The sequence below is a fragment of the Bacillus sp. B15-48 genome, assembly GCF_016879755.1.
Lineage (GTDB): Bacteria > Bacillota > Bacilli > Bacillales > Cytobacillaceae > Mesobacillus_B.
In genome coordinates this window covers 472,367-497,816 of the sequence record NZ_WOFU01000003.1, presented here as the reverse complement: position 1 = coordinate 497,816, position 25,450 = coordinate 472,367, and the positions used below count along the sequence as shown (strand labels likewise).

Genomic DNA, 25,450 nt, shown 5'->3' with positions numbered 1-25,450 from the left:
AGAGCAAATAAGTGCGGAGAGGATAAATCAAGAAAAAAAGCTCAGAACGGTTCTGAGCTTTTATCTTTTGGACTCTTGGGCCGTAGTTTCCCGGCGTCCCATGAGTTAAGTGAAGAAACGGGTCGAGGGACCTGTCCCCTTAATCCATGTCAGCCGCGATGACCGTATTTTTTCGCTCTTTTGTCTGCTTTGTGATCGAGAACGACTAGGACGGCGTGAATCATACCGGGAACCCACCCCAACAGCGTGAGAAAAAAGTTTAAAAGCGCTTGAATCGGCTTTCCTGCCAACAATACAGCGACAGGAGGTAATACAATAGCTAAAAAATATAACATTTTTAAATCCTCCTAAGGTCCATCCAAAGAGTTTATCGCAGGTTAACTGGCTGTAAGACCCCTACTTCAAGAATTCGAAAGCAATAAGAATTGTAAGTGGGGGATGAAGAAAACCCCCAATGATTGAAGTTTCACTTTATATTAGGAAAACATTTGGTTAGGTGTTTAGCGACACTAGAAACCTATCTTCTATTTCATATTATGGAGGAAGTGGGAGAATTATTCAATGTTAGACAATGATAACAGTATTTCACCTTGTCTAATGAAGGAATTCGATGCATGATATAAATAATTTCCATAAGACAGAGTTCATCAAAATAACTGTACAATTTCGGGGCATGCCTGTCACTGTTCTCCAGAGAGCTTGAAAGGTATCCCTTCGATCAAGGTTGGCTAGACTTGTAGCAAACTTAAGGGAGCAAAGGTGATAAAACAGAAACGGTGATAATATGTCAGAAAGAAAAGATAAAATCATTTTAAGAGGACTTAAAGAAAATAATTTGAAAAATGTAGATTTAATCATTCCAAAAGAAAAAATCATTGTATTTACTGGTCTTTCAGGTTCAGGAAAGAGCTCTGTTGTTTTTGATACATTAGCAACAGAAAGCAGAAGACAAATGATTTTGAACTATCCTCTCTATGTTAGAAATCAAATGCCAAGGTACGAAAGGCCCAATGCCAATCTTATGCAAAATTTAAGCCCGGTTGTAGTAGTAGAACAGAGACCTATAGGGGGTAATTCCCGCTCAACCGTAGGCACCTATATGGATATCCATCCATTGATTCGACTTTTGTTCTCAAGGATAGGAAAGCCATCAATCGGTTCTGCCAACGACTTTTCGAGCCAAAGTTCTTTTGGGAGATGTCCAGAATGTGGTGGATTTGGGGAGGTCATTGCGCCGGACCTCGATAAAATGATTGATTGCAGCAAGTCACTTCGAGAGTATGCAGTGAAATTTAAGCCATTATCGCCTTCAGGTTGGCAAGGTAGATGGATGATAACCGGTGGATTATTTGATCCGGATAAACCAATAAAAGATTACTCAGAAGACGAACTCCAGCTACTATTAAATGGTCCCAAAGAAGGTGAAAGAGTCTTTGCACCGTTTCATACAAAAAACGGACCTCAACCACATGAGTGGGATGGGATATTGCCTAGTTTTACTCGTCTCTATATTAATAGAGATATCTCAAAGCTAAAAGAAGTAACCGAAGATGACGTCTTAGCCGTATCCACTCGATTCTTATGTTCAACCTGCCAAGGTTCAGGCCTAAATCCAAAGGTATTGGCCTGTAGAATCAATGGTTTAAATATCGCAGAATACGATCAATTAGAGCTTACCGAACTACTGGAAGAACTAACGGACATAAAAGATCCGATGGGAGAATCAATCGCCCAACAAGCAATCCCGCATATCATCCAACTAGTTGAAATGGGATTAGGCTATTTGAGTCTATCAAGAAAAATGGGCACCTTATCCGGTGGCGAAGCGCAAAGGGTAAAAAAATTGCTCGTCATTTGGGGAGCAGCCTCAACAATCTTACATACATTTTCGACGAACCAAGTGCAGGACTCCATCCAGAAGAAGTGAATATGGTCATCCAAATGATGAGAAAGATAAAAGCCGAACATAATACCGTCATTGTCATCGAACACGATTTATCTGTCATAAATGCAGCAGATGAAATCATCGAGATGGGACCAGGAGCAGGTGTAAATGGAGGGGAAGTGGTTTATCAAGGAAAGTTAGCAGGACTAAAAAACTCAAAAGCTGCAACAAACCTAAACCACAAGCTAAAAATCAACAAAAATCCAAGGGATATAGAAGGTTATTTTACAATAAAAAGGGCTAGTAACAATAACTTACTCAAACTTCGCAGACTGAGATCGACAAATAAGCCTTGATATAGTTAGGCAGACCGTCAATCCATTGCTGAAGTTGACTTTTGATTAATTTTTGAATGGTTTTATTTGATTTTTTTAGGGTACCTTCAAGAAGCTCGATTAATTGCTGTAAAGCTACAGCCCAATCAAGTTCGTTTACTTCATCACAAAGTTCATAGAAGATTCCACCTAATGTTCGTTGATCTGTATTACAACGATTCTGCCACGACAAGACAATGTATCTGGAAAACACAATGGTTGTGTGACTGATAAGTAAATCATATGACATACCCTGGAACTCTTTTTGCAGGCGCAGTAGAGACTTGGTCGTCTTAAAGAAGACCTCAATATCCCATCGCATTCCATAGATGCGTACGATTTCTTGTTCAGAAAGCGTATAATCAGTGCTGAGAATTGCCAGCCATTCACTCTTCTTATTGCGGTTTTGAACAAATACGACCTTGACTTCAATACCATTTGCCATCGTTGTATGAATCGATCGCAAAATGCCTTTTTTGTCTGAAACAGGAGCTGCAACCTTATATAGTTCTTTCAAAGATAGCCTTTGATTGTTCACTAAATAGCGTTGATTGGTTGCTTTCACCATGCCAATTACGTCAATACCGATTTCAACGATGGATTGAATAAGGGGGTGTTGAGTAAACCAAGTATCCATTAACACATATTCAGCTGATACGCCTGCTTGTAATGACCTTTCAATCATACTTGGAATAATGGCAGGAGCTGATTCTAACGCTTCTACACGACGTTTATATCCTGAAGTACGTTTGTCAATGTTCTCGGAAATTCCGTTGATTTGTGCGCTCTTTGAACTCAGTAAAGTAAAATCAAGTGGCATAAACGTAAAACCATCTGACCAGCCCAGGGTAAGCATGCGAAAGCCTTTATAGAAACGTTTCTTCAAAGAAGAATGGTCCATACAACGTGCGAGAAGTTCAACCTTTTTACTACGATTACGATCAAACATGGAATCGTCTATAATCAATACTTTTGGACGCTTTACATCTGTAAGCGCATCAACTTTTTGGACGGCATGAGCACTTAAAAAGGTTAAAAAGCGACGCCAAGCAAACTTGGAATGATTCATAAAACGATAAACAGCGTCCTTAGCTGGATAACAGTCTCTCTTCTTTGATGTTAACAGTGTAAACCAACTTTTATGATGGAAGATTAAACAAAAAACAAGTTGGAACAAATAGGTAGCTGTGAAGCCAAACTTCTTAGTAATTCCAGCTTTTCGAAGATGTTTAAATATCTCTAATTCACTGAATACTGATTTTAATTCTTTTGGTAGTTGATTGTTTTGGTTATTATGCTCTATCATATAGGGGACACATCTTCTGTGTGGTAGTGTATTCTCGACAAATCCACTATACCAAAGAATGAGGTGTTTTTTGTATTTATAAACCATATTGTCAAGGATCATATTGAAATATAGAAGAACCAAACAAAATCAACTATCGTTCCTAATTATTTAGGTGCGAAGTTTGAGTAACTTAAAAAAGATAAGCGTCAATATTCCTAAAAACGTCTTAGTCTCTATATGTGGAGTATCTGGTTCAGGGAAAAGCTCCTTAATGTTCGGTGCATTTTCAGAAGGTTATCCAGAAACCATTATGGTCGGGCAAGGCAGGATAGGAATCTCTAACCGTTCGACATTAGCAACATATATGGGAATCATGGATGATGTTCGCTCCATCCTTTCAAAAGAAACAGGGCAACCAGCAGGTTTATTCAGCTTTAACTCTTTCGGAGCATGTCCGATTTGTAAAGGAAAAGGAGTCTTAACGCCAGAAGTAGCATTTGCAGATCCAGTAACGCTTCCATGTGAAGCGTGTGGAGGTACGAGATATTCAGACGAAGCACTGTCCTATCGATTTCAAGATAAAAATATCGTCGAGATTTTAGTAATTAGGCGAGAACCCTCGTGACTTCAGTCATGAGATGAATCGCCTTCGGATACGGTCTAGTGCTAGAAAATCGTGAGATTTTTGTACTAGATTAAATATCCGACATGTCAGTCAATTTTTTTGTATCGCACAACATACATGCTATAATTTAACTAGAAATTGTTCTTTGAAAACTGAACATATAGGGTTGATGCAGGAAAAGCTCTGCATCGTAAAATGTTCAAGCAACACGAACAAAATCCGTTGCATGTAGCGATAGCCAAGCACATGTGATACATCAATACGGGGTTTGCTTGGTTCCTCGTCAAACAGTTCACCTCTTAAAGAAGGTGATTAAATCGGTATGCCAATGGGCGTATATTGGGCTGTTGATACCAGAAGGCGATTTTTGCCTTCACAAGCTCGTGACTTTAGTCATGAGTTGTTGACAGTTAACGATAGACGAGGCGATTCACTACTTTAAAATGCCAAAGATTATTAAAAGAGTGAATACGTTACAAGACGTAGGGTTAGGTTATTTAACTCTCGGACAGACAACTAGTTCCCTAAGCGGAGGGGAAATCCAACGTCTAAAACTTGCCAGCCATTTACAAAAAGAAGGACAAATCTATTTATTAGACGAGCCATCCTTAGGACTGCACATAAAAGATAATGGAAAGCTCTTAGAGGTATTTCAAAAACTCGTAAACAGAGGGAATTCAGTTATCATCATCGAACACAATCTAGACTTTATCGCGGCGAGCGATTGGGTAATTGAATTGGGCCCAGGTGGAGGAAAACAAGGCGGACATATTGTATTTGAAGGCACACCAGAAGAGATGTTAAAGGCAGAAACATTGACAGCGAAATGGTTAAAGGAGTGTAGGGTCAGTTCCACGACGAAGTAATGCTTTACTTCACCGGGGGACTGACCCTATTTTTATAAATGGTCATAAAACAGTCACAAATTCAGTAAAACGATTCTGTCGATTTTCCCTTTTTCCCCCTATATGAACGATAGAAGGTATTTTCATAATTGAAAGGATCGTGATTAAGGATGGCTAAATATCGAATGGTGCGTACTGAGTTTTGGAAGAATCCGGTTGTGATGGAAGAGATGAGCCCAGAGGACAAATACTTTTACCTTTATCTGCTTACGAATCCGCAAACGACCCAAATCGGAATCTATAAAATTACGAAAAAACAAATGGCATTTGATTTGGGCTATTCAATTGAGAGTGTTCAGGCGTTAATGGAGCGATTCACCCTGCATCACAAGCTGATTCGTTACAATCCCGAAACTAGAGAACTCGCAATTAAAAACTGGGGAAAAGAGAATCTCCATAAAGGCGGGAAACCGATCATGGATTGTATTTCTTCTGAATTAAAAGAGGTGGAGGATCTATCGCTCATCGAATATGTTGCGGAATCCATTCACAAACAGGAAATTAACAGCCTCTATGAATCGTTTTGTAAACAAGATAGGTTGTTTGTTGAAAAAGCCGAAGAGGAATACGATCCAATTTTAACGGAAGAGGATGAACTGAACGAGACGTCACCATGCCATTTTACGATACGTGGGCAAAAAGAAAAACAAAAACAAAAAGAAAAAGCTTTTTACCCAAGTATAGAGAATAATTCAGATACAAAGAACCCCTCGCAAAGTATTCAAAAAACAGAAGAAGTGAAAGAAATCATTGAATTTTGGGATTCCAATGGGTTTGGTTTTTCGAATGTGAATGCAAAAGAGCAGTTGTTGTCGTGGTTAGAGGATTCTTGCTTTTTACAGCCAAAAGCAGTGATTATAAAAGCGATGAATATTGCCTGTGCCAATAACAAGCGAAGGCTGAACTATATTATTGGGATTCTCAAAAACTGGGAAAATGAATCGTTACTGACGGTCGAAGAAATTGATTCCTATCAGGAAAACCAAAAACCTGAGCATAAATCCAGACCATTAACGCAATCGTTCCCTGCCGGAAGAGCGATTCCAGCTGAATTTAAACTCGATCTTACAGCAGGTGAAGAATCATGAGTATCGTTGAAAAAACGTTCTTAGGTAGCCTGATGAAAGCGGATTATTTGCTTAAAGATACCGTGATTCAACCTGAACAGCTAGAAAGTACACGTCATAAAGAAATCATGCGTGAAATGCTGGAGTTAAGCCGAACGGGCAAGAAGATTGATTTGCTTCACTTTACAACCGTGCCGGACCTCGAATCACTAGGTGGAATGTCTTACCTTTCTGGAGCTGTTATCATTTGCGGATGTGGAGAAATTTGAAGATACAGAGAAGCTCATTCTGGAACTGTGGAAGGAGCGGGAAAAGCGTAATATTATAAATCGAGCAGCGATGAATGATTGGGAGATTGCTAAAGTAGTAGCCGAATTGGATAGAATTAACCAAGTGCAATTGGAGGATCATACGTCAATCCAACAGGCGTTGACGGAAATCTATGAAGCACCTTGGGAAGATAAAATTCATGTAGATAGTGCGACAACTGGTATTCAAAAGCTCGATGAAGTGACCGGAGGCTTTCAAGACGGGGAGGTAACAATTCTAGCAGCAAGACCATCGATGGGAAAAACCGACGTGATGCTTCATTTTGCAAAAATGGCAGGTTGGGCCGGGTTCCTACCACTCGTCTTTTCTTTGGAAATGCCTGAAAAGCTGATCACCTCTCGTTTAATCGCTTCGACAGGCGGTATTAACCGAGCAAAAATGCGTGATCCAAAAAGAATGCTCACTCAAAAGCAAAAGGATAACTGGGCAGGTGTGATTGGCGATCTCACGGAAACCAACATTCAAATATTTGATGGAGCTGGCCAAAGCATTGGCGAAATGAGAGCGAAAACGCGAAAATTGATGCATCAATTTCCAGACAAGAAACTGATTGTTTTTATCGATTATTTAACTCTAATCCAATCTAGTCAATCTTACAGCGGGAATTCGCATATGCAAGTAACGGAAATATCCAAATCGCTGAAAACGATGGCGAAAGAATATCGTTGCCCCGTCATTTGTTTGGCGCAGCTCAATCGCTCGGTCGAATCGAGAGCGAATAAACGACCGATGATGTCTGATATTCGGGAATCGGGCAGTGTTGAGCAGGACGCTGATGTCATTTTGTTTTTGTACCGTGAAGCGTATGATGATAAGGATTCCGAGAATCATTCTCTTGAAATCATCGTCTCGAAAAACCGAAACGGCCCAGTTGGAATGGTCGCTGTAAATTACAATGAACATACAGGGAGGATTGAGGACCAAAAAGAACCAAACCTTATCCTTGCATAGCGATTTAACAAAAAAATCGTACGATAGAAAAATTTTCAATTGAGGTGTACTCATATGCTTATAAAAGACGTTTACCTAGATTCGATCACTTATGAACAATCCTCCCTCGCCCATTATCTCTACCATTTACTTGCTGAGCAGAAAATTTCTTTAGATGACAAGATTGATCGCTTAGATTTTAATCAAGCCGATCACCAGAAAGTAGCGGAACTAATTGAAAACAATGTCTTAAAATTTCGTAAGATCGGTGTTTATTCTTTAAAAATGACTCAAAGGATTTTACCTTTATCTTTGCCAGCAGTGAGCGAGAGGCCATCCAATTCTATACGAAAACCTTTCAGCAACCCCCATTAAACTGTCACGAATATTCACTAGATTTTGAGTTTTTTAGAGGAAATGATGTCATTTCGTTCCGGGACATGAGGAAGGAATTCGAGAGTCTTCCAGCGATTGCGGGGTATTTTACGAAGGGAGAGTAAGTATGGCGGAGACTGACCCCAATGTCATTGTATAAAAATTAATAGGCGGAGAATTTCCGGTTAATGTATCTCTTGGGGGCTTAAGAAGCAGATATAAGCGGAGATATTCCGGTTAACTGCTCTAAATAAGACAAAATCAAAAGATTTTGATCATATAACCGGAAAAACTCCCTTTATTTTTAGGGAAATTAGGGTATTTCCCAATTTAAGCGGATTTTTTCCGTTTATTTTTCAAACACAGTGAATCAACATGCAGTTATAACAGAGCCTAAAAATTAAGATAAGGAACAAAAAAATAACTAGACACGATAAAATGTTAACAACTCATGACTAAAGTCACGAGGGTTCTCGCCTAATCACTAAAAACAGGCTTGTCATTATTGGGGCAGAAGTTTATGTTAAATAGAGAGAAAACTCAGTTTTAATAGATTTTTTTATCCTTTTACACTAAGGAAAGAACAGGAGGTTGTGATGAATAAATTTGCTGTTAACTTGACGACCATTTTTACAGAAGTTCCGTTTATGGAGCGATTTCAAAAGGCCCGTGAAGCTGGATTTTCGTTTATTGAATGCCAATTTCCTTATATCTATTCAATAGAAGAGATTCAGCGGGAGCTTGAGCAACACCAATTATCAATGGTTCTTCATAACTTGCCTCCGGGGAATTGGGACGTGGGAGATCGTGGTATAGCTGTTGATGCGAACCACGTGACAGAGTTCCGTCAGTCTGTGCAAACAGGTATCCAGTATGCAAAAGCTTTAAAAGTTAGCCGGATTCATTGTATGGCCGGTGTCACACCAGACCTCGGAGATCAACAAGCGCTTAACACCTACATTGAAAATATAAAGTTTGCCGCTAATGAGTTTGCCAAGCATAACATAACTTTGCTTATGGAACCGATTAACGATTTTGATATGCCGGGTTATTTCTTAAATCATTTAGAACAGGCTACAAAAATCATAGATAGGGTCCATTTACCAAATGTAAAACTTCAATTTGATTTCTATCATATCGAACGAATTCATGGAAATTCGCTTTCGTTATTTAAACAATATCGTGAGTTAGTTGGACATGTACAAATAGCGGATGTTCCGGGAAGACATGAACCCGGAACAGGCAAGCTGGACTATCAATCTATCTTCCAATATTTAAATGATACATACGATGGCTATATCGGTTTAGAATACACGCCTAAAAAACAAAGTGAAGAAAGCTTCAAATGGCTTTTCGAGAGAGAGAATGGAGGAAACTAGCATGATGATTGGTTTTATCGGGACTGGAGTGATGGGCTCGAGAATGGTCAAAAGACTTCTCGACAATGGCTATGAGGTTCAGGTTTACAATCGCACGAAAGAAAAGGCGCAACAGCTGCGGAAGCTAGGGGCGAGTGTTGCAGAAACCATTTCCGACCTCGCGAACGATAGTGACATCATTTGTACCTGTTTATCGATGCCAGATGATGTTGTACAAATTTACACAAGCTTAGACGGAATTTTAGAACATGCTCGTCCAGGAACGCTTTGCGTTGATTTTACTTCCGTTGGAGCAGATACGAGTAAAACCATCTTCGCTCAAGCGGGAAAAAAGGGTATTCAGTATTTAGATGCACCTGTGAGTGGCGGCCCTGAAGGAGCTGAGGCGGGAACGCTCACCATTATGGTTGGCGGAGAAAAGCAGGCATTCACAACGGTTTCCGCCGTCTTAAACATTCTGGGTGAGAACATTACCTATCTTGGTCCTTCTGGTTCTGGGAGCATTGCAAAGCTCATTAATCAGTACCTCGTTGCTGTTCATTCGCTCGCTGCTTCCGAAGCAATGGTCACTGGGGCCGCCTATGGATTGGATTCTGAACAACTCTATCACGTTTTAAAAGTCAGTTATGGAGATAGCCGGATTTTGCGGAGACATATGGAGGAATATGTTTTGGATCGTCAATTCGAACCAGGTGGAGCTGTGAAATATGTTCATAAAGATGTTCGCTTGGCTAATCAGCTCTTTGAAAAGGCAGGTTTAGAGCAGTTTACTGGTCAAATGGCAGAGCAAGCATTTGCAACCGCTGTGCAGCAAGGCTTAAAGGATTTAGATATGTCGGCCGTGATTCAACCACTAGAAGTAAAATGCGAAGTGATTGTAAAAAAGGATTTAAAGTAGTATACGAAGGGATTAGTCCTCTAAAACGTCTAAAGTATTCTCAATCTTCATAACTAGTAAAATTGACACAATGTGCAAAATTCGGTAAGATAGGTTGAATTATTTACATACTTTAACGCGTCGAACCACTAACTTAACATCAAAGGAGGCTACAGCAGGTTGAAAATGAATGGAGAATCATTGCCTATTGAGGAAAAGGCTCATCACACGGTTAGAAATTATGCTGGGAAAATGAGTCTCATCATCGTTTTTCTTTCCGTGATCTGGTCTGTATTTCAATTATATACTTCAGGCTTTGGGATTTTAGATGCGATGCGTCTCAGAGCAATCCATATTATCTTTCTATTAATCTTTACGTTTCTTTTATATCCAATCAACAAAAAGGAACGCAAATCGCTTTCTAATCGAATAAACAGACCGCCACTCTTCGATCTCGTTTTAGTTTTATTGAGTATCATCTCATTTGGGTATCTGTTAGTAAACTATAGTTCAATCGCCTTAAGGGGCGGGTACCTAGTAACACTCGACTATGTGTTTGGGGCAATTGGGATTTTGCTAGTGTTTGAAGCGGCTCGCCGTGTCGTTGGAAACCTTGCGATTCTGGCTCTAATTTTTCTTCTTTATAATTTCTTGGGCGTATACATACCTGGTGACTTTGGTCATGGCGGCTTTTCCATCAAACGTGTGACAGAATTCATGTTTTGGGGAAGCCAGGGAATTTTCGGGATTGCCATCGGCGTTTCCTCGACCTTTGTCTTTTTATTCATTTTATTCGGCTCGTTTTTACGATTAAGTGGCTTTAGCCAATTTATTAATGATTTAGCGTTAACGATTGCAGGTCGTTCTCCAGGAGGGCCCGCTAAAGTAGCGGTGCTGGCGAGCAGTATGATGGGAATGATCAACGGAAGTGCAATCGCGAATGTGGCAACAACCGGGACGATTACGATTCCGCTCATGAAGCAAAATGGCTATAAAGCTCGATTTGCTGCCGCGGTGGAGGCAGTTGCTTCCACTGGTGGACAATTTGCACCACCTATCATGGGTGCAGCAGGTTTTGTTATGGCCGAGTATTTAGGTGTTCCGTATACAACAATCATGCTTGCGGCGATTATTCCTGCTTTTCTTTACTATTTAACATTGATTTTAATCGTTCACTTTGAAGCTAAGAAATTAGGTTTAAAAGGAATTTCCAAAGAGAACATTCCAAATGTGGTACAAGTTTTAAAAACACAAGGACATTTACTTATTCCGTTAATCGTTTTAATAGGGTTGTTGTTTGCAGGATACACACCAATTTATGCTGCTGTGTTCTCCATCATTGCCAGTGTTGTCGCAAGCTGGTTGCGAAAAGAGACGCGAATGGGTGTGAAAAAAATCATTCAGGCTCTCGAGGAAGGAGCAAAAGGGGCGATTGGTGTAGGGGTTGCCTGTGCAACAATCGGGGTTGTCATCGGGACCGTTTCGTTAACAGGTCTTGGTTTAACACTTGGTTATACGATTTTAGAATCGGTAAACGATAGCTTGTTGGTTGCCGGGTTATTGGTGATGCTGATGAGTATTGTACTAGGTATGGGCGTGCCTGGTGTGGCAGCTTATGTGATTGTGGCGACCGTTTCTGCCCCAGTTTTAATTGACTTGGGTGTATCGCCAATTGCCGCTCATATGTTTGTGCTCATTTACGCTTGTTTGTCCAACATCACGCCACCAGTCGCGCTCGCTTCATATGTGGCTGCCGGGATTGCCAATACAAATCAGACGAAGGTTTCCTATACAGCGGTAAAATTGGGGTTAACTGGATTTATCATGCCATTTTTCTTTATCTTTGATCCGATTTTATTATTTGATGGCCATGTTACAACGGACTTTGTGATTGCTGCTTTATCGGCCACTCTTGGGGTCATGGCGTTATCAGCCGGGTTACAAGGATGGTTGTTTACGCGGATCAATATAGTTGTAAGAATCCTCCTCTTTACGGTTTCGATTTTAATGATTGATCCAACACTAATGTCCGATATGATTGGTGGAGGATTATTTATCTTACTTCTTGTGTGGCAATTTTTTACGAGGAAGAAAAACAACGTAAAGATAGATGCGACAGAACCTGTTGCTAAATAAACAATGTTTGAAATGGATTCGATTTTGGGTAGACATCATTCGTGGGGAATCAGATAGATGCTCCTCACGAGTGGTTGTTATTATAAATAGAAAAATAGGGGGAACAACATGAAGAACATTTACAAAGGATTACTTCTTTCACTCTTGAGCATCTTGGTAATTGCCGGCTGCTCGAGCAATGAATCAAATGGAAGTGGCAACTCAAGACAGGAATTAAGGTTCCCAACGGCTGGGACAACTGGTACCATCTATCCGTTAGGAGCATCAATGGCAAATATTTGGAACAACCAAGTCGATGACGTTCGTGTGACAGCGCAAGCATCGAACGGTGGCGTCGACAATTTGAACATGATGAAAGATGGAGAAGCACAGATTACGTTTGCAACTGCAGGGATTGTTTGGGAAGCTTTTAATGGAGAGAACACGTTTGAAGGTCGTCAGTATGAAGATGTGCGTGTGATCGCTGGTTTATATTACAACCCAAATCAGTTTGTCGTTCGTGAAGATTCTGGAATTGAGTCGATTGCTGATATTAAAGGGAAAAACTTTGTTCCAGGTGCTGTAGGAAGTACACCTGAAGTGGAATCAAGTATTATCCTTCCTGAATATGGAATCAACTATCCTAATGATATTAAAGAAACATATGTTGGGTTTACAGAAGCCATTGACTTGATGAGAAACAGGCAAGTGGATGGAGCAATCATTCAAGCGGGCCTTCCAACTGCTGCTGTAACTGAGATGACGTCTACAGCTGGCGGAAAACTAATTGGAATTGAAGAGGATATAAGAAATTCATTAAAAGATCAATATCCATGGTATGCAGAAGTGACGATTCCAGCAGGTACGTATGATAATCAACCTGAAGACGTCGAAACATTGGGAATTAAAATGCTGCTGTTAGTAGATGCCTCTGTTTCAGACGAAACCGTTTATGAACTAACGAAAACATTCTGGGAAAACCTAGAAGAACTAGAAAAGACTCATTCAATTGTTCAACAGATGAAATTGGAGGAAGCTGTTACAGAGCTAGCGGACATCCCACTTCATCCAGGGTCTGAAAAATATTATCAGGAACAAGGAGTTTTAGAATAAGAGTAGTGTTTTTGTGTTTTTGGGGTCAGTCCCCCGGCGAAGTAACGCTTTACTTCACCGGGGGACTGACCCCTTTTTACTTTTTACTTTTTACTGTGTAAAGAATATTTATAAAATTTAGAAAAAAATAATTGACTAATTAATAAATATTATTTATTATAATAATCAGATAAATAATATTTATAACGAGGGAATAATCAACTATTATTTTTTAGGGGGTGTAAAAAATAATAAATGGAAGCGTTTCCGGGAGTGGATTGAATTTATAATCGTTTCATCTTCTATCCTATAAAAACGATTACCATTATAATGATTTGATGGTAAGATTATGGATTGGAGATAGGGGGAATGCTTTTTATGAAGAATAGAAGTGAAGAACTGGTTGAAGTTATTGGAAAGAAAATTGTTACTGGAGAGTATGCGTCAGGTGAGATATTACCTAAAGTAGAAGATTTAAGTGAAATTCATGGAGTAAGTCGTACTGTTGTCCGTGAATCTCTAAAGAGTTTAGCTACTATGGGGCTTGTAAGGTCTAATCAAAGGTCTGGGACCATTGTACTGCCACGTTTAGATTGGCAATGGTGGAATCTTGATATATTAACTTGGGAAATTGAAAATAATAATAAGGAATTTTGGTTGCATTTAACAGAAGTAAGACTTGGGCTAGAACCGGTGGTAGCATCATTAGCAGCTAAAAGGGCCACGGATCAAGATATGGTTAAAATAACGGATGCTTTTTATCGACTCGAGCAATCGATTGGAGATAAAGAGGCATGGGCAAGCGCCGATCTTGATTTCCATGAAAGTATCTTACATGCCTCTTATAATGAACTAATCATCAATACTGGTAGAACGCTTAGCAAAGCACTTTTACTTAGCCGTGAAAAAACTATACAAGCAACTGAAAAATTTGAGGAATCATCTTTTGATGGACCCACGAAGGAAGCGTTAAAAAGACATCGCTCTATTTACGAAGCGGTTCTTGCGCGTGATGGGGAAAAAGCCCAGGCAGAAATGACTAATTTAATTTTGGATGTAATGAGAATAATAGAATTTATTTATAATGATCATTCCTAAACTATTTGTGCAGGTAATTAAAAAATTGAGCGGAATGAAAAAATGGGTTTTCGATGTTATTTGGTATCAAATATAAAGGAACGATCGACCTAGATGAACAAGTAACCAAGTAGTACTAAGTAAAGGAACAATATTCGAAATTCATGTAACAAAGCTGGGATTTCGTCAAGTGCTTTAGTTTACTTTAAATCCCAGCAACCCTTAACATCAAAATAAGAAATCGCATTAATATAGACATTGTGTAAATATGATTAGTCTAAATGAAACCGCTGTTAATTATCTGATTATTAAAAAAACGGTGCGTATTTATTAGTAATAAGGAAATAAGAAATTAAAGTGATGTTCTTATATTGAAAATTAAATTTTATAAGGGGAGTGGATATTATGATAAATGAAAATGTTGTTAAAGACAGAATCAATGAGGCCGAGCAACTAGTAAAACGTGCTGCTGGATTTGTTCCACAATTACGTGCACAAGGAAAAGAAATTGATGACCTTCGCAGAATTCCAGAAGAGACAATTGAAGCTTTTAAAGAGGCAGGGTTATTCAAGTTGGGAGTACCTAAAGTTTTTGGCGGTCACCAAGTAAATTTCCGTACATTTATTGATGTCAATTCTGAGATAGCAAGTGGAAATGGTTCTGCTAGCTGGGTTACGACATTGACTAACGTATGTAACTGGCTTGTTGCTACCTTGTTCCCAAAGGATGTGCAACAGGAAGTCTTTGGAGATGGAGAAGCACGTACTTGTGGGGTACTTGAACCGAGAAAATGCGAGGTTCGTCGTGTTGAAGGAGGTTATGTGATTGAGTATGGATTTTGGGGATTTGGATCGGGTTCCCTACATGCAAATTGGGCAGTTCTTGGTATTCCAATCGTGGATGAGAACGGTAAAATTATCGATCAAGGGATGGCAATCCTTCCAATGAAGGATATCGAGATTAAGGACGATTGGTACACTACGGGTCTGCGTGGATCCGGAAGTAACAGTCTCGAGGTTCGGGGTGTTTTTGTTCCTGAACGGAGGGTAGTCTCGATTTCAAAGGCAATTGTTGGTGAGTATCAATCAGGTTATAGCAAGGAAGAAACACTTTATCATTCGGCTTTGGTACCTGTATTTGCCCTTGTTTTGTTATCGCCTCCTCTAGGTATGGCCCGTGCTGCATTGGAAGTTTTTTTGGAAAAACTACCCAATCGGAAAATTCAATACACTTGGCATACATCACAAGCTGAAGCGACCGTTACCCATCTAAAAGTAGCCGAAGCGGCAATGAAAATTGACTCCGCATTTCTGCATGTCTACCGTGCTGCCGATGATATTGATCGATGGGCTGCGAGTGGTGAATACATGGATCTTCATACAAGAGCCCGTGTCCGAATGGATTCCGGCTATGCGGTTAGATTGTGCTGGGATGCCATCGATATTCTTGCATCGGAAGGTGGCGGGTCGTTGATTGCGGAAAATAACCTTCTATCACAAATTGTTCGTGATGCACGCGGTGCAACAAATCACGGAGTTCTTGTTCCTTCAACAAACTTTGAGTTATATGGACGGATTCTTTGTGGCCAGGAGCCCAATACAGTTCTTGTTTAATTTTTGTTTAATTTTCAAATTAGAAAAGGAGCGTTTAAAATGGAAAACAACTCCGTTTTGTTAACTATTAAAAATAATGTTGGAATTGTCACGTTAAATCGTCCGGAAGTTGGAAATGGAATCGATTTACAGATGGCAAAGGAATTGATGGATATTGCGATTTTATGTTCAGAGAGTGAAGAAATAAGAGCGGTTGTAATTACAGGTGCTGGAAATAAATTTTCAGTCGGAGGAGATTTAAAAAGTTTTGCACAAGAGGGAGAGGCAATTAGTGCTCATTTGAAAAGTGTAACAGCTTATTTGCATCAGGCGATTTCCCTTTTTGTTAGAATGAAAAAACCGTTTATCGGGGCAGTGAATGGGGTAGCTGCAGGGGCTGGAATGAGTCTCGTTTGTGCTTGTGATATGGCATTTGCCTCTGAAAGTGCCAAATTTGTAATGGCTTATAATCGAATTGGATTAACCCCTGATGGTTCAGGTAGTTATTTCTTACCGCGAATTGTTGGGATGAAACGTGCACTAGAGTTAATGTATACCAATCGAGGCTTAGATGCAAAAGAAGCATGTGAATGGGGAATTATTAATCATGTTTCTTCTGAAGAAAAATTAAGGGAAGAGGTTCTTACTTTAGCGGAAACACTCGCAAATGGACCAATGAATGCGTACGGAGAAACAAAGACATTATTCTATCATTCTCTACAAGAGACACTTGAGTCCCAATTGAGCAAGGAGTCTTTATTACTAGCTGAAAGAGCAAGTAGTAAAGAGGGAAAAGAAGGGATTTCTGCTTTCTTAGAAAAGCGCAAGGCTGACTTTTTTAAGGGATAGGGTAATATCTAAATAACTATCAAACAAGTTGTTCAACTACTAAGAAAATAAACGGAACGGTAAGATCAATCATGTAAAAATGTTGATGAGAGCATTACTTACACCAAACTCCTGTATCTTAGCATGAGCTTCTTGGGTGACATCAAAAGAAGCTGGAAAATTCGGTTTACCGCAAGTTGAAAAACACAAGGTTTGGAATAAATAATATATTTAGAAAATTTTTAATATACGTTGACATGAAAATAAATATGATTTATTATAATAATCAGATAAATAATATTTATTTTAGATTTAATTACTCGTAAGTTTTTATGAAATAGATTATTAAGAACGGGAGGAATTTATAATGGGATTACAAATTATAAGATTTGAAAAAGATAATGTTGAGCAATGGGGTGTTGTCAAAGGGGAAGATATCTTCGTTTTAAATGAAAAGTATACTTCTCTTGCTCAATTTTTAGAAGAAGGAAAAGAAGAGGCAAGAAATGTATATCAACAAGAAAATGGTGAAAAAGTTTCACTAAATGAGGTAACCTTTTTAAGTCCAGTTACAACTCCGACAAAAATCGTTTGTCAAGGTGCAAACTATTCCTCACATAGAGCTGAATCAGGAATGGATGCTAAAAAACCTCCATTTAACTTGTTATTCAGTAAAGCAGATAGTTCTCTTTGTGGAGCCTATTCAGAAATTATTCGCCCTGCCCATGTACAATTATTAGACTATGAAATTGAAGTAGGTTTGATTATTGGTACCGAGATTACAGGACCAGTAGAGGTAACAGAAGAAAATCTTCATCAATTTGTTGCAGGATTAGTTATTTTCAATGATGTTTCAGCAAGGGATATACAGATTTCTCAAGGGCAATGGTTAAGAGGGAAAAGCTACCGGACATTTGGACCGACTGGACCGTATTTTTACTTGCTTGATCAAGAGGAGGTCGCATCCATTCACGATCTTGAAGTGAAATTGTGGGTAAATGATGAACTACGCCAATCAGCTAACACAGATCAATTGTTATTTAAACCGGCTGAAACCATTGAAGAGCTATCCGAGATTATGGATTTCTCGAAAGGGGATTTAATCGTTACTGGTACTACAGGTGGCGTTGCAATGAATCTATCACCTGATGTATTGAGTAAAGTGACAGATCTAACGACTCCATATGAAGAGAGATACAACACTATGTTAGAAAGTCAATCGAAGCTTAGTAATTATCTAAAAGATGGGGATGTCATCCGCTGCAGTATTAAAAGTGCCGATGGAACTATCGATCTTGGTGAACAGGTAAACAAAGTAGTTCCAAGTAAAGTAACTGTTTCTTAATTGATTCATCTAGGTGCTGAGATAAAATTTAGGTTTGAATAATTTTATCGCAGATTAACTGGCAGTAAAATCCCCACTTAAAGACTTCAGTCTGACGAGACGAGTAAGGACAAGTGGGGGATAAACTGCCAGTAAATGCCCGATTGGCTCAACTAACCATCAGAGGGGGATGAAGAAAATCCCCTCTGATGGAAGTTTCGCTTTATCTCAGCATATTATTTCACTTAATGAATTTATAATATTTTTATAAAAATGCAAACGCATACAAAATTAATACACAGCAATAAAAATTAAATCTTTCATTGCTGTGTTCATTTTTAGTTTGGAGGAAAAATGATGAAAAAGGAAAATGTAGATGTTGCGATTGTCGGCTATGGTCCAGTGGCAAAGTTATTAGGAACATTACTCGGGTCTAAAGGGTGGAGCATAGGGATTTATGAGAGACACGCGGAACCTTATCCATTACCGCGTGCGATAAAGTTGGATCACGAGATTGCTAGACTTCTACAATCCGTTGTTCCGACAGATGAACTGAAGAAGGTTTTACAACCTGTTCCTGATTTTTATGAATGGCAGAACGCGGATCGTATCCCACTATTAAAAATTGATTGGTCACAGTTTGGAGTTTCCGGCTGGCAAGCAGATATGCTTTTCAATCAACCTGATCTAGAAGCAATGATGGATATCACATGCCGTGAACAAGAAAATGTAAGTGTCAACCTTGGAATGGAAGCCGTTCGATTAAGGGAATTACATGATCATGTTGAGCTCGTTGTGAAAGACTTGAATGAAGAAGAAACAACGATTCATGCCAAATATGTTGTAGGTTGTGATGGAGCCCAAAGCCTTGTTCGAGAAAATAGTGAACTTACAATGACAGATTTAGACTTTAATTCAGATTTCCTTGTTGTTGATATTATCCCGAAAGAAGAAAGAACGTTTAGCCCAATGAATCTCCAAATATGTGATCCAGCTCGGCCAACGACAGTCGCTTCAGGTGGGTATGGTAGGAGACGTTGGGAATTTATGATTCTTCCTGGTGAAAGTAAAGAAGAATTTAATACGGAAGAAAATGCTTGGAAATTACTACAACCATGGGATATCACACCGGAAAACGCTAGATTAGAACGCCAAGCGTTATATACGTTTAGAGCTAGGTGGGCCGATAATTGGAGAAAAGGTAGAGTAACGCTTGCCGGAGATGCAGCCCATTTAACCCCACCATTTATGGGCCAAGGAATGTGCTCAGGGCTTCGTGACTCAGCCAATTTAGCCTGGAAACTTGATCTGATTTTACGAGGAGCAGTGAATGACAGTCTTTTAGAAACCTATACAGAAGAGCGCAAACCTCATAATCAAAAACTCGTTGAAGCAGCCATCTATTTAGGCAATATCATTTGTGTAGCGGATCCGAAAAAGGCTGAAGAAAGAGATCAAGCTTTCATTAACGGAGAAGTACCACCATTCCCTAAATTTCCAATTTTAGAAGGTGGAATCCTTTCTCAGCAAGCTGAAAGCAGTAAGTTAGCTGGTGAGCTTTCTCTGCAAAGCGAAGTGAAGTATCAAGGGAAAACAGGTTTGTTTGATGACGTTGTTGGCACTGGCTGGATGGTGATTAGCCCAGTTAGCAACCCGAAAACAGTTTTAAATAAGGAGCAAGTTGAGTTTTTAGAAAAAATGGGTGCTACCTTTATAGAAATAGCCGATTCTGAGAATGATTCAGATGTCGTTGTAGATGTGAATGGCAAGTATCGTGAGTATTTCTATCAAAATGAAATAGAAGCAGTAATCGTACGTCCTGATTTCTATTATTTCGGGAGCGTAGGAGAGTTGTCCGACCTTTCTGGACTAGTAGATGATTTAAAGAAACAGATGGCAACATTTATGAACACAGCAGCCATGAATTAAAAGATTAAAACATGGACCGCTGCGTCAGGTTGGATTGTTTCGCGGACAAAACCAACCAAGAAAAAATAGGCCTTGGAAAACCTATAACGATTATTATAACATGTCTGAAAAAAGATGTTGAAACTTCTGCTTATAATCATTTAATTGTTCGTTTATTTAAAACATTTTAGGAGGAATTTACGATGTCAAAAGTAAAAGTATTTCGATTAGCATATGCAGATTTCTTTTCACCAGAACCTGAAAAAATGGTCGATTATTATACAACTACAATGGGATATCGTATTACAGAAGAAAAAGATGGAGTTACTTATTTGAGCAATGGAGTGGATCATCATAATATTGTGATTACACCAGGTAACCAAAAGGGAATTCGTAGCTACGGTTATCAATTAGATGGGAAATTGTCATTGGAAGAAGTACAAAAACAATTACAAGCTCAAGGATTTGATTCAACTTTAGTAGTAGACGGAAAACCAGGGGTTTCAAGATTCCTAGAACTAAATGACCCAGCAGGAAATATCGTGGAGTTATTTACTGAAATCGATCAACCGGTCGTTGGTTTTGGTACGTCAGGTATTCTTCCTCTTAAACTAGGACATATTGCCTTTTATGCAAAAAACTTTGTTGAAACGATTGAGTTTTACCGTAATGCCTTAGGTTTTACGAGTACAGATAAAATCGGAGAAGAATTCGCAAACTTCTTAACATGTAATTATGAACACCATGTATTAAATGTTGTCGCATCAGATGAAACGCGATTGCATCACATCGCCTATCAATTAAAAGATGCTGGTCATCAATATGCAAGCTCCGATACTCTTGCGAGACAAGGACTGTCTGTCATTTGGGGGCCATCACGCCACACGGCTGGACATAATATTGCGACTTATCATTATGATACAGATGGAAATGTAATTGAGTTATATACAGACATGGATGTGTATATTCCAGAGCTCGATATTTTCGAACCGCGTCCATGGCATCAAGAGTTACCATTAAAACCTAGAACATGGGAAGGCCTAAGTTCTTGGGGAACTGAATTTGAATTCAATTTGGCAAAGATCTAACGACTTCCAATTCTTAAGCAAAGGATTGTCTAGGTGATCCTCGATTATTTTGAGAATACGAGAAAAAGAGAACTACGGGGGATTGGACTTAATAGTCAATTCCCCTAAATTTTATATGTGAATTTTTGGTAACGCGGGTTATTACCAAAAAAACATAGCGCTTGATTAGGAACTGGAGGGGTAATAATGGACAAAGTCATTGAGTCTAGTGAAATTAGAAAGTATTTCAAGAACGGTGATGTTATTTTAGCTGGAGGATTTGGATTATCAGGTTCACCTTTGACAATCATTGATGAACTATTGGAAACGGATGTCCGTGATTTAACGGTAGTTAGTAATAATTTAGGGGACAGTGGACAAGGTTTGCATAAAGTATTCATGCAGGGAAAAATCAAAAAAGCCATCGGCTCCTATTTTACGGGTAATAAAGAAGCAGTGATTGCTTGGTCTAAGGGCGAGCTGGAAATTGAATTACTGCCTCAAGGTACGTTAGCGGAAGCGATACGCTGCGGCGGTGCCGGTATTGGAGGTTTCTACACAAAAACAGCCGTTGGTACTGAAATAAGCAAGGGAAAAGAGGAAAGAGAAATTGATGGCGAGAGATACATTTTTGAAAAAGCCATTAAAGGGGATGTTGCCATAATCAAGGCGGCAAAAGCAGATAGACTGGGAAATTTAATGTACCATACGACAGCTAGAAACTTTAACCCGATGATGGCTACAGCGGGAAAAATCGTCATCGCCGAAGTGGATGAAATTGTTGAAGTGGGTGAGCTTGATCCTGAGTATATTGTGACACCGCATGCGTATGTGGATTACGTCATCCAAAGCAAATATTCAAAAGTAGGGAGTGAGTATGTTGAGTCAAGATAAAAGACTGATCATTGCAAAAAGAATTGCCGAAGAATTAGAAGATGGACAGATTGTTAACTTAGGAATTGGCATTCCTACTTTGGTTACTACCTATTTAGGTGATAAACAGGTTTTTTTACAAACGGAGAATGGCTTATTAGGGATGGGACCTCCTCCGACAGAGGAATGCTTAGATATTGATTTAATTAATGCTGGGAAAGAGCCGGTTACTTATTTAAAAGGCGCATCATTTTTTAGCAGTGCGGATTCCTTTGCTTTGATTAGAGGGGGGCATGTTGATGTAGCCGTTCTAGGTATACTTCAGGTCGATGTTCATGGCGAAATTGCCAACTGGGCCGTTCCTAATCAGCCGATTTTAGGCGTGGGTGGAGCGATGGACTTGGTGGCAGGTGCCAAGAGAGTGATTGTCGCAGCTACTCTGTTTGCAAAAGATGGAAGTTCTAAATTAGTTAAGGAATTAACCTATAAGACAAGCGGAATTCGGAAAGTAGACTTATTTGTTTCCGATTACGCAGTTTTTACATTTACGGATGAAGGTGTAAAAGTCGTAGAAATATTGCAGGATATTTCAATAGAAGAATTAAGTGAAAAGGTTGGCTTTGACTTAGAGTATTTGAATGATTTAGCGCTCCTAAGTAATAAGTGAAAATGAAGGGCAACCTTTGGACAAGCAAAGTTTACCTGGTCCAGTGTGAATAGCATTGCTAGTTAAGCAACTTGATAGTTTAACAGATAAAGGGATGCCGGATAAAGAGCGCTCAAGGGCTAATCTGTATCCAAGGCAAGCATGAATCGTTTTATTGAACGAGAAGAAGTTGCTTCCTAGCGCTTTTTTAGCATCAGATGTAGCAGAGGGTATTACAGGAGGTATTTAAAGTAGCCGGCGCCATGTAATAAAAAAAGGGAGGAAAAAGAATGGCAACTTATATTGTTGACGGAGCAAGAACAGCCTTTGGTACTTTTGGCGGGGCATTAAAAGATGTATCCGATATTGATTTGGGTGTAGTAGCAACGGAAGAGGCATTGAAAAGAAGCGGAATTCAAGCCTCTAATGTAGATGAAATCATATTTGGAAATATTATTCATACAAGTAGCAGCTCTGCTTATTTAGCCAGACATATCGGTTTGAAAAGTGGTATGGCAGAGTCATCATCTGCACTTACCCTTAATAGATTATGCGGATCGGGCATGCAGGCAATCGTATCTGCTGCACAGTCCATTACTTCTGGGGATGCAAAAGTAGTTGTTGCTGGAGGAACCGAAAATATGAGCTTATCGCCGCATGTATTAAGAGGTACGCGCTTCGGTTCACCGAATAAGGCACCAAAAGTGGATGATATGTTATGGGAAACATTAACAGATAATTATGTTGGCTGCGGCATGGGAATGACAGCTGAAAACTTAGCTGAAAAATATTCAATTTCCCGAGAAGACCAGGATCAGTTTTCTGTGGAATCACAAGAAAAGGCGATTTCAGCAAGAGATAGCGGACGATTTGCAGAGGAAATTGTTCCGGTTAAGATAAAAGGTAGAAGAGGCAAGGAAGTCATTTTTGATACGGATGAGCATATTCGTGAAGGTGCATCTGTAGAAGGGTTAGCAAAATTGAACCCTGCTTTTAAAAATGATGGGACTGTTACACCGGGGAACTCGAGCGGAATTAATGATGGTGCAGCTGCTGTGTTAGTCGCATCTGAAGAATATGTGAATGAACATGACTTAAAGCCGCTTGCGAAAATCGTATCATGGGGGATTGCGGGGGTTGACCCGAGCATTATGGGAATTGGACCTGTACCAGCAAGCAAAAAAGCATTAGAAAAGGCTGGCTTAAGCTTAGGAGAAATTGGTTTGTTCGAATTTAATGAGGCATTTGCTTCACAATCAATCGCTGTCATTAAAGAGTTAGGAGTCGATAAGGAAAAGGTGAATGTGAACGGAGGGGCTGTAGCATTAGGCCATCCTGTAGGGGCGAGCGGGGCAAGAATTACCTATTCTTTAGCACTTGAAATGAAGAAAAGAAATGTTAAATATGGATTAGCTTCTCTTTGTATTGGTGGCGGACAAGGCATTGCCATTATTTTAGAAAATGCACAAATCTGATGAAACAGAGCGCAGTTTTTGGGGTCAGTCCCCCGGCGAAGTAACGCTTTACTTCACCGGGGGACTGACCCTTTTTTCCCTTTTTTCACAGTGTTGCTTCTTTAGCTAATTGACTTGATTGTGGTTTTTTAATACTCATGACAAACAGACATGCGAATAAACAGAAAACTCCTGCCATGAGGAACGCGAAAGTATAAGTATTGAAATATTGATAAATTAGACCGCCGCCATATGAAGCTGCCGCAGCGCCCACCTGATGAGCAGCAAATATCCAACCATATATGATGCCACTTGTTTTAACACCGAAAATTTGTCTTGAGATACTAATCGTTGGCGGGACGGTTGCAATCCAGTCTAATCCATAAAACACTGCAAAAACAACAAGCAGCGCAATCGAACCTTCGATTAATGCATAAGGAAGCAACACAAGCGAAGCCCCTCTTAAACCGTAGTACCAAAATAATAGCCAGCGATTGTCATAACGATCCGAAAGCCACCCGGATAGGGTTGTTCCGATTAGGTTAAAGATCCCCATAAAAGAAAGAAGCGAAGCGGCTGTCACTAATGGGACTCCAAAACCAATACTGTAAGAAATAAAGTGTGTACCAATTAATCCATTTGTGGAAAACCCACAAATAAAGAAACTCCCCGCTAACAACCAAAATTCCTTCACCTTCACAGCTTTAAATAAGCCATTAAAAGCGATAACAATCGGATTTTCCTTTTTACCTTTATGGCTCTCTTGAATTTCCTCTTCGAGCCCATATGGAAGAACCCCAACATCCTTTGGTTTGTTTTTCATAAATAATAGGATGATGATCAGCATGATGAAACTAAGAGCCATAATTAACCCAATGGCTGGGCGCCAAGAATAAAGATCAATGATCGTTGCTAAGACAGGAAGGAGGATTAACTGACCTGTCGCTGTACTTGCTGTTAAAATTCCTACGGCCAGACCTCTTCTTTTCGCAAACCAGTGATTCGCCACATAAGGACTGACGACCGTTAAAAATAGACTCGCTCCTAGTCCAATGATCACGCCCCAAATGATAACCAGCTGCCAAGCCTCGTTCATGATTAACGTTAGCATGAGACCTACCAGCAAGGTAACCATTGAAACTATCATCATTTTTTTTAACCCAGTCACTTCTAATAATGCTGCCATGAATGGGCCTGATATCCCATATAAAAAAAGGCTGATGGCAAAAGCGAGTGCAATCATCGCCCGATCCCAGCCAAATTCGGTTTCGAAAGAATCGATAAAAACACCTGATGATGAGATGGCAATTCCGGCGACAATAATAGAAAAAAATGTAATAAAAAGAATAAACCAACTATAGTGAATACGTTTCATAGGCCACCCGCGATTCTTTATTTTTTATATACTGTAATTATAGTGTAAAATAAGTCCTTTAAA

Annotated in this window: 20 protein-coding genes and 3 pseudogenes; 20 read left to right on the top strand and 3 right to left on the bottom strand. The window is 39.5% G+C overall.

What is annotated here, in order from left to right; all coding sequences use genetic code 11:
• Nucleotides 1-149 precede the first annotated feature (149 nt).
• Nucleotides 150-335 carry a YqaE/Pmp3 family membrane protein gene (locus tag GNT69_RS12850; protein WP_203555347.1) on the bottom strand — a complete coding sequence of 62 codons (186 nt, stop codon included), beginning with the start codon at nucleotides 333-335 and terminating at the stop codon, nucleotides 150-152.
• A gap of 449 nt (nucleotides 336-784) precedes the next feature.
• On the opposite strand from GNT69_RS12850, the pseudogene GNT69_RS12845 reads away from it, so the two are divergent.
• A pseudogene (locus tag GNT69_RS12845) lies at nucleotides 785-2,202 on the top strand (excinuclease ABC subunit UvrA); the annotation flags it as partial.
• A 1-nt stretch (nucleotide 2,203) separates the two neighbouring features.
• On the opposite strand, the gene GNT69_RS12840 reads toward GNT69_RS12845, so the two are convergent.
• A complete protein-coding gene (locus GNT69_RS12840) occupies nucleotides 2,204-3,565 on the bottom strand; it encodes an IS4 family transposase (protein WP_203555346.1) in 1,362 nt (453 codons plus the stop codon).
• A gap of 160 nt (nucleotides 3,566-3,725) precedes the next feature.
• Here GNT69_RS12840 and GNT69_RS12835 point away from each other — a divergent pair.
• The 19 genes and pseudogenes from GNT69_RS12835 to GNT69_RS12750 form a co-directional block, all read left to right on the top strand.
• A pseudogene (locus tag GNT69_RS12835) lies at nucleotides 3,726-4,172 on the top strand (excinuclease ABC subunit UvrA); the annotation flags it as partial.
• A 407-nt stretch (nucleotides 4,173-4,579) separates the two neighbouring features.
• A pseudogene (locus GNT69_RS12830) lies at nucleotides 4,580-5,038 on the top strand (ATP-binding cassette domain-containing protein); the annotation flags it as partial.
• Nucleotides 5,039-5,187: 149 nt separating this feature from the next.
• Nucleotides 5,188-6,165 carry a DnaD domain protein gene (locus GNT69_RS12825; RefSeq protein WP_239094190.1) on the top strand — a complete coding sequence of 326 codons (978 nt, stop codon included), beginning with the start codon at nucleotides 5,188-5,190 and terminating at the stop codon, nucleotides 6,163-6,165.
• Complete coding sequence (locus GNT69_RS25495) at nucleotides 6,162-6,413, top strand: DnaB-like helicase N-terminal domain-containing protein (protein ID WP_239094189.1); 252 nt, start codon at nucleotides 6,162-6,164, stop codon at nucleotides 6,411-6,413. The genes GNT69_RS12825 and GNT69_RS25495 overlap by 4 nt, the downstream gene beginning before the upstream one ends.
• Nucleotides 6,400-7,425, top strand: a complete 1,026-nt coding sequence (locus tag GNT69_RS12820; protein WP_343206494.1) for a DnaB helicase C-terminal domain-containing protein — start codon at nucleotides 6,400-6,402, stop codon at nucleotides 7,423-7,425. Before GNT69_RS25495 ends, GNT69_RS12820 begins: the two co-directional genes overlap by 14 nt.
• 54 nt (nucleotides 7,426-7,479) lie before the next feature.
• On the top strand, nucleotides 7,480-7,779 hold the full coding sequence (locus GNT69_RS12815; RefSeq protein ID WP_239094188.1) for a hypothetical protein: 300 nt from the start codon (nucleotides 7,480-7,482) through the stop codon (nucleotides 7,777-7,779).
• 596 nt (nucleotides 7,780-8,375) lie between these two features.
• Nucleotides 8,376-9,158 (top strand): hydroxypyruvate isomerase family protein, encoded by a 783-nt coding sequence (locus GNT69_RS12810; RefSeq protein ID WP_203555344.1) that lies wholly within the window; start codon nucleotides 8,376-8,378, stop codon nucleotides 9,156-9,158.
• A gap of 1 nt (nucleotide 9,159) precedes the next feature.
• Nucleotides 9,160-10,056: an NAD(P)-dependent oxidoreductase gene (locus GNT69_RS12805; protein ID WP_203555343.1), complete on the top strand. Its 897-nt coding sequence runs from the start codon at nucleotides 9,160-9,162 to the stop codon at nucleotides 10,054-10,056.
• A 165-nt stretch (nucleotides 10,057-10,221) separates the two neighbouring features.
• Complete coding sequence (locus GNT69_RS12800) at nucleotides 10,222-12,171, top strand: TRAP transporter permease (RefSeq protein WP_239094222.1); 1,950 nt, start codon at nucleotides 10,222-10,224, stop codon at nucleotides 12,169-12,171.
• A gap of 108 nt (nucleotides 12,172-12,279) precedes the next feature.
• The gene (locus GNT69_RS12795) at nucleotides 12,280-13,263 is read left to right on the top strand and encodes a TAXI family TRAP transporter solute-binding subunit (protein ID WP_203555341.1); all 984 of its coding nucleotides are present in this window, start codon (nucleotides 12,280-12,282) and stop codon (nucleotides 13,261-13,263) included.
• A gap of 357 nt (nucleotides 13,264-13,620) precedes the next feature.
• Nucleotides 13,621-14,340: a FadR/GntR family transcriptional regulator gene (locus GNT69_RS12790; protein ID WP_203555340.1), complete on the top strand. Its 720-nt coding sequence runs from the start codon at nucleotides 13,621-13,623 to the stop codon at nucleotides 14,338-14,340.
• A gap of 384 nt (nucleotides 14,341-14,724) precedes the next feature.
• Nucleotides 14,725-15,933, top strand: a complete 1,209-nt coding sequence (locus tag GNT69_RS12785; RefSeq protein ID WP_203555339.1) for an acyl-CoA dehydrogenase family protein — start codon at nucleotides 14,725-14,727, stop codon at nucleotides 15,931-15,933.
• 39 nt (nucleotides 15,934-15,972) lie between these two features.
• Nucleotides 15,973-16,761, top strand: coding sequence for an enoyl-CoA hydratase/isomerase family protein (locus tag GNT69_RS12780; RefSeq protein WP_203555338.1), 789 nt, complete (start codon nucleotides 15,973-15,975; stop codon nucleotides 16,759-16,761).
• A gap of 346 nt (nucleotides 16,762-17,107) precedes the next feature.
• Nucleotides 17,108-18,085 carry a fumarylacetoacetate hydrolase family protein gene (locus GNT69_RS12775; RefSeq protein WP_203555337.1) on the top strand — a complete coding sequence of 326 codons (978 nt, stop codon included), beginning with the start codon at nucleotides 17,108-17,110 and terminating at the stop codon, nucleotides 18,083-18,085.
• Between the two features lie 333 nt (nucleotides 18,086-18,418).
• Complete coding sequence (gene mhpA, locus GNT69_RS12770) at nucleotides 18,419-19,993, top strand: bifunctional 3-(3-hydroxy-phenyl)propionate/3-hydroxycinnamic acid hydroxylase MhpA (protein ID WP_203555336.1); 1,575 nt, start codon at nucleotides 18,419-18,421, stop codon at nucleotides 19,991-19,993.
• A 182-nt stretch (nucleotides 19,994-20,175) separates the two neighbouring features.
• On the top strand, nucleotides 20,176-21,060 hold the full coding sequence (locus GNT69_RS12765) for a VOC family protein (RefSeq protein ID WP_203555335.1): 885 nt from the start codon (nucleotides 20,176-20,178) through the stop codon (nucleotides 21,058-21,060).
• A gap of 186 nt (nucleotides 21,061-21,246) precedes the next feature.
• Nucleotides 21,247-21,933, top strand: coding sequence for a CoA transferase subunit A (locus GNT69_RS12760; RefSeq protein WP_203555334.1), 687 nt, complete (start codon nucleotides 21,247-21,249; stop codon nucleotides 21,931-21,933).
• Nucleotides 21,917-22,579, top strand: a complete 663-nt coding sequence (locus tag GNT69_RS12755; protein WP_203555333.1) for a 3-oxoacid CoA-transferase subunit B — start codon at nucleotides 21,917-21,919, stop codon at nucleotides 22,577-22,579. Before GNT69_RS12760 ends, GNT69_RS12755 begins: the two co-directional genes overlap by 17 nt.
• A 269-nt stretch (nucleotides 22,580-22,848) precedes the next feature.
• Nucleotides 22,849-24,033 carry an acetyl-CoA C-acetyltransferase gene (locus GNT69_RS12750; protein ID WP_203555332.1) on the top strand — a complete coding sequence of 395 codons (1,185 nt, stop codon included), beginning with the start codon at nucleotides 22,849-22,851 and terminating at the stop codon, nucleotides 24,031-24,033.
• Nucleotides 24,034-24,118: 85 nt separating this feature from the next.
• Here GNT69_RS12750 and GNT69_RS12745 read toward each other — a convergent pair whose 3' ends face one another.
• On the bottom strand, nucleotides 24,119-25,387 hold the full coding sequence (locus tag GNT69_RS12745) for an MFS transporter (protein ID WP_203555331.1): 1,269 nt from the start codon (nucleotides 25,385-25,387) through the stop codon (nucleotides 24,119-24,121).
• Nucleotides 25,388-25,450 lie beyond the last annotated feature (63 nt).

Excerpts from the sequence above, each read along its gene's own strand:
- GNT69_RS12850 (WP_203555347.1), bottom strand. The coding sequence starts at position 335 with ATGTTATATTTTTTAGCTATTGTATTACCTCCTGTCGCTGTATTGTTG.
- GNT69_RS12840 (WP_203555346.1), bottom strand. The coding sequence starts at position 3,565 with ATGATAGAGCATAATAACCAAAACAATCAACTACCAAAAGAATTAAAA.
- GNT69_RS12825 (WP_239094190.1), top strand. The coding sequence starts at position 5,188 with ATGGCTAAATATCGAATGGTGCGTACTGAGTTTTGGAAGAATCCGGTT.
- GNT69_RS25495 (WP_239094189.1), top strand. The coding sequence starts at position 6,162 with ATGAGTATCGTTGAAAAAACGTTCTTAGGTAGCCTGATGAAAGCGGAT.
- GNT69_RS12815 (WP_239094188.1), top strand. The coding sequence starts at position 7,480 with ATGCTTATAAAAGACGTTTACCTAGATTCGATCACTTATGAACAATCC.
- GNT69_RS12810 (WP_203555344.1), top strand. The coding sequence starts at position 8,376 with ATGAATAAATTTGCTGTTAACTTGACGACCATTTTTACAGAAGTTCCG.
- GNT69_RS12805 (WP_203555343.1), top strand. The coding sequence starts at position 9,160 with ATGATGATTGGTTTTATCGGGACTGGAGTGATGGGCTCGAGAATGGTC.
- GNT69_RS12800 (WP_239094222.1), top strand. The coding sequence starts at position 10,222 with ATGAATGGAGAATCATTGCCTATTGAGGAAAAGGCTCATCACACGGTT.
- GNT69_RS12795 (WP_203555341.1), top strand. The coding sequence starts at position 12,280 with ATGAAGAACATTTACAAAGGATTACTTCTTTCACTCTTGAGCATCTTG.
- GNT69_RS12790 (WP_203555340.1), top strand. The coding sequence starts at position 13,621 with ATGAAGAATAGAAGTGAAGAACTGGTTGAAGTTATTGGAAAGAAAATT.
- GNT69_RS12785 (WP_203555339.1), top strand. The coding sequence starts at position 14,725 with ATGATAAATGAAAATGTTGTTAAAGACAGAATCAATGAGGCCGAGCAA.
- GNT69_RS12780 (WP_203555338.1), top strand. The coding sequence starts at position 15,973 with ATGGAAAACAACTCCGTTTTGTTAACTATTAAAAATAATGTTGGAATT.
- GNT69_RS12775 (WP_203555337.1), top strand. The coding sequence starts at position 17,108 with ATGGGATTACAAATTATAAGATTTGAAAAAGATAATGTTGAGCAATGG.
- mhpA (WP_203555336.1), top strand. The coding sequence starts at position 18,419 with ATGATGAAAAAGGAAAATGTAGATGTTGCGATTGTCGGCTATGGTCCA.
- GNT69_RS12765 (WP_203555335.1), top strand. The coding sequence starts at position 20,176 with ATGTCAAAAGTAAAAGTATTTCGATTAGCATATGCAGATTTCTTTTCA.
- GNT69_RS12760 (WP_203555334.1), top strand. The coding sequence starts at position 21,247 with ATGGACAAAGTCATTGAGTCTAGTGAAATTAGAAAGTATTTCAAGAAC.
- GNT69_RS12755 (WP_203555333.1), top strand. The coding sequence starts at position 21,917 with ATGTTGAGTCAAGATAAAAGACTGATCATTGCAAAAAGAATTGCCGAA.
- GNT69_RS12750 (WP_203555332.1), top strand. The coding sequence starts at position 22,849 with ATGGCAACTTATATTGTTGACGGAGCAAGAACAGCCTTTGGTACTTTT.
- GNT69_RS12745 (WP_203555331.1), bottom strand. The coding sequence starts at position 25,387 with ATGAAACGTATTCACTATAGTTGGTTTATTCTTTTTATTACATTTTTT.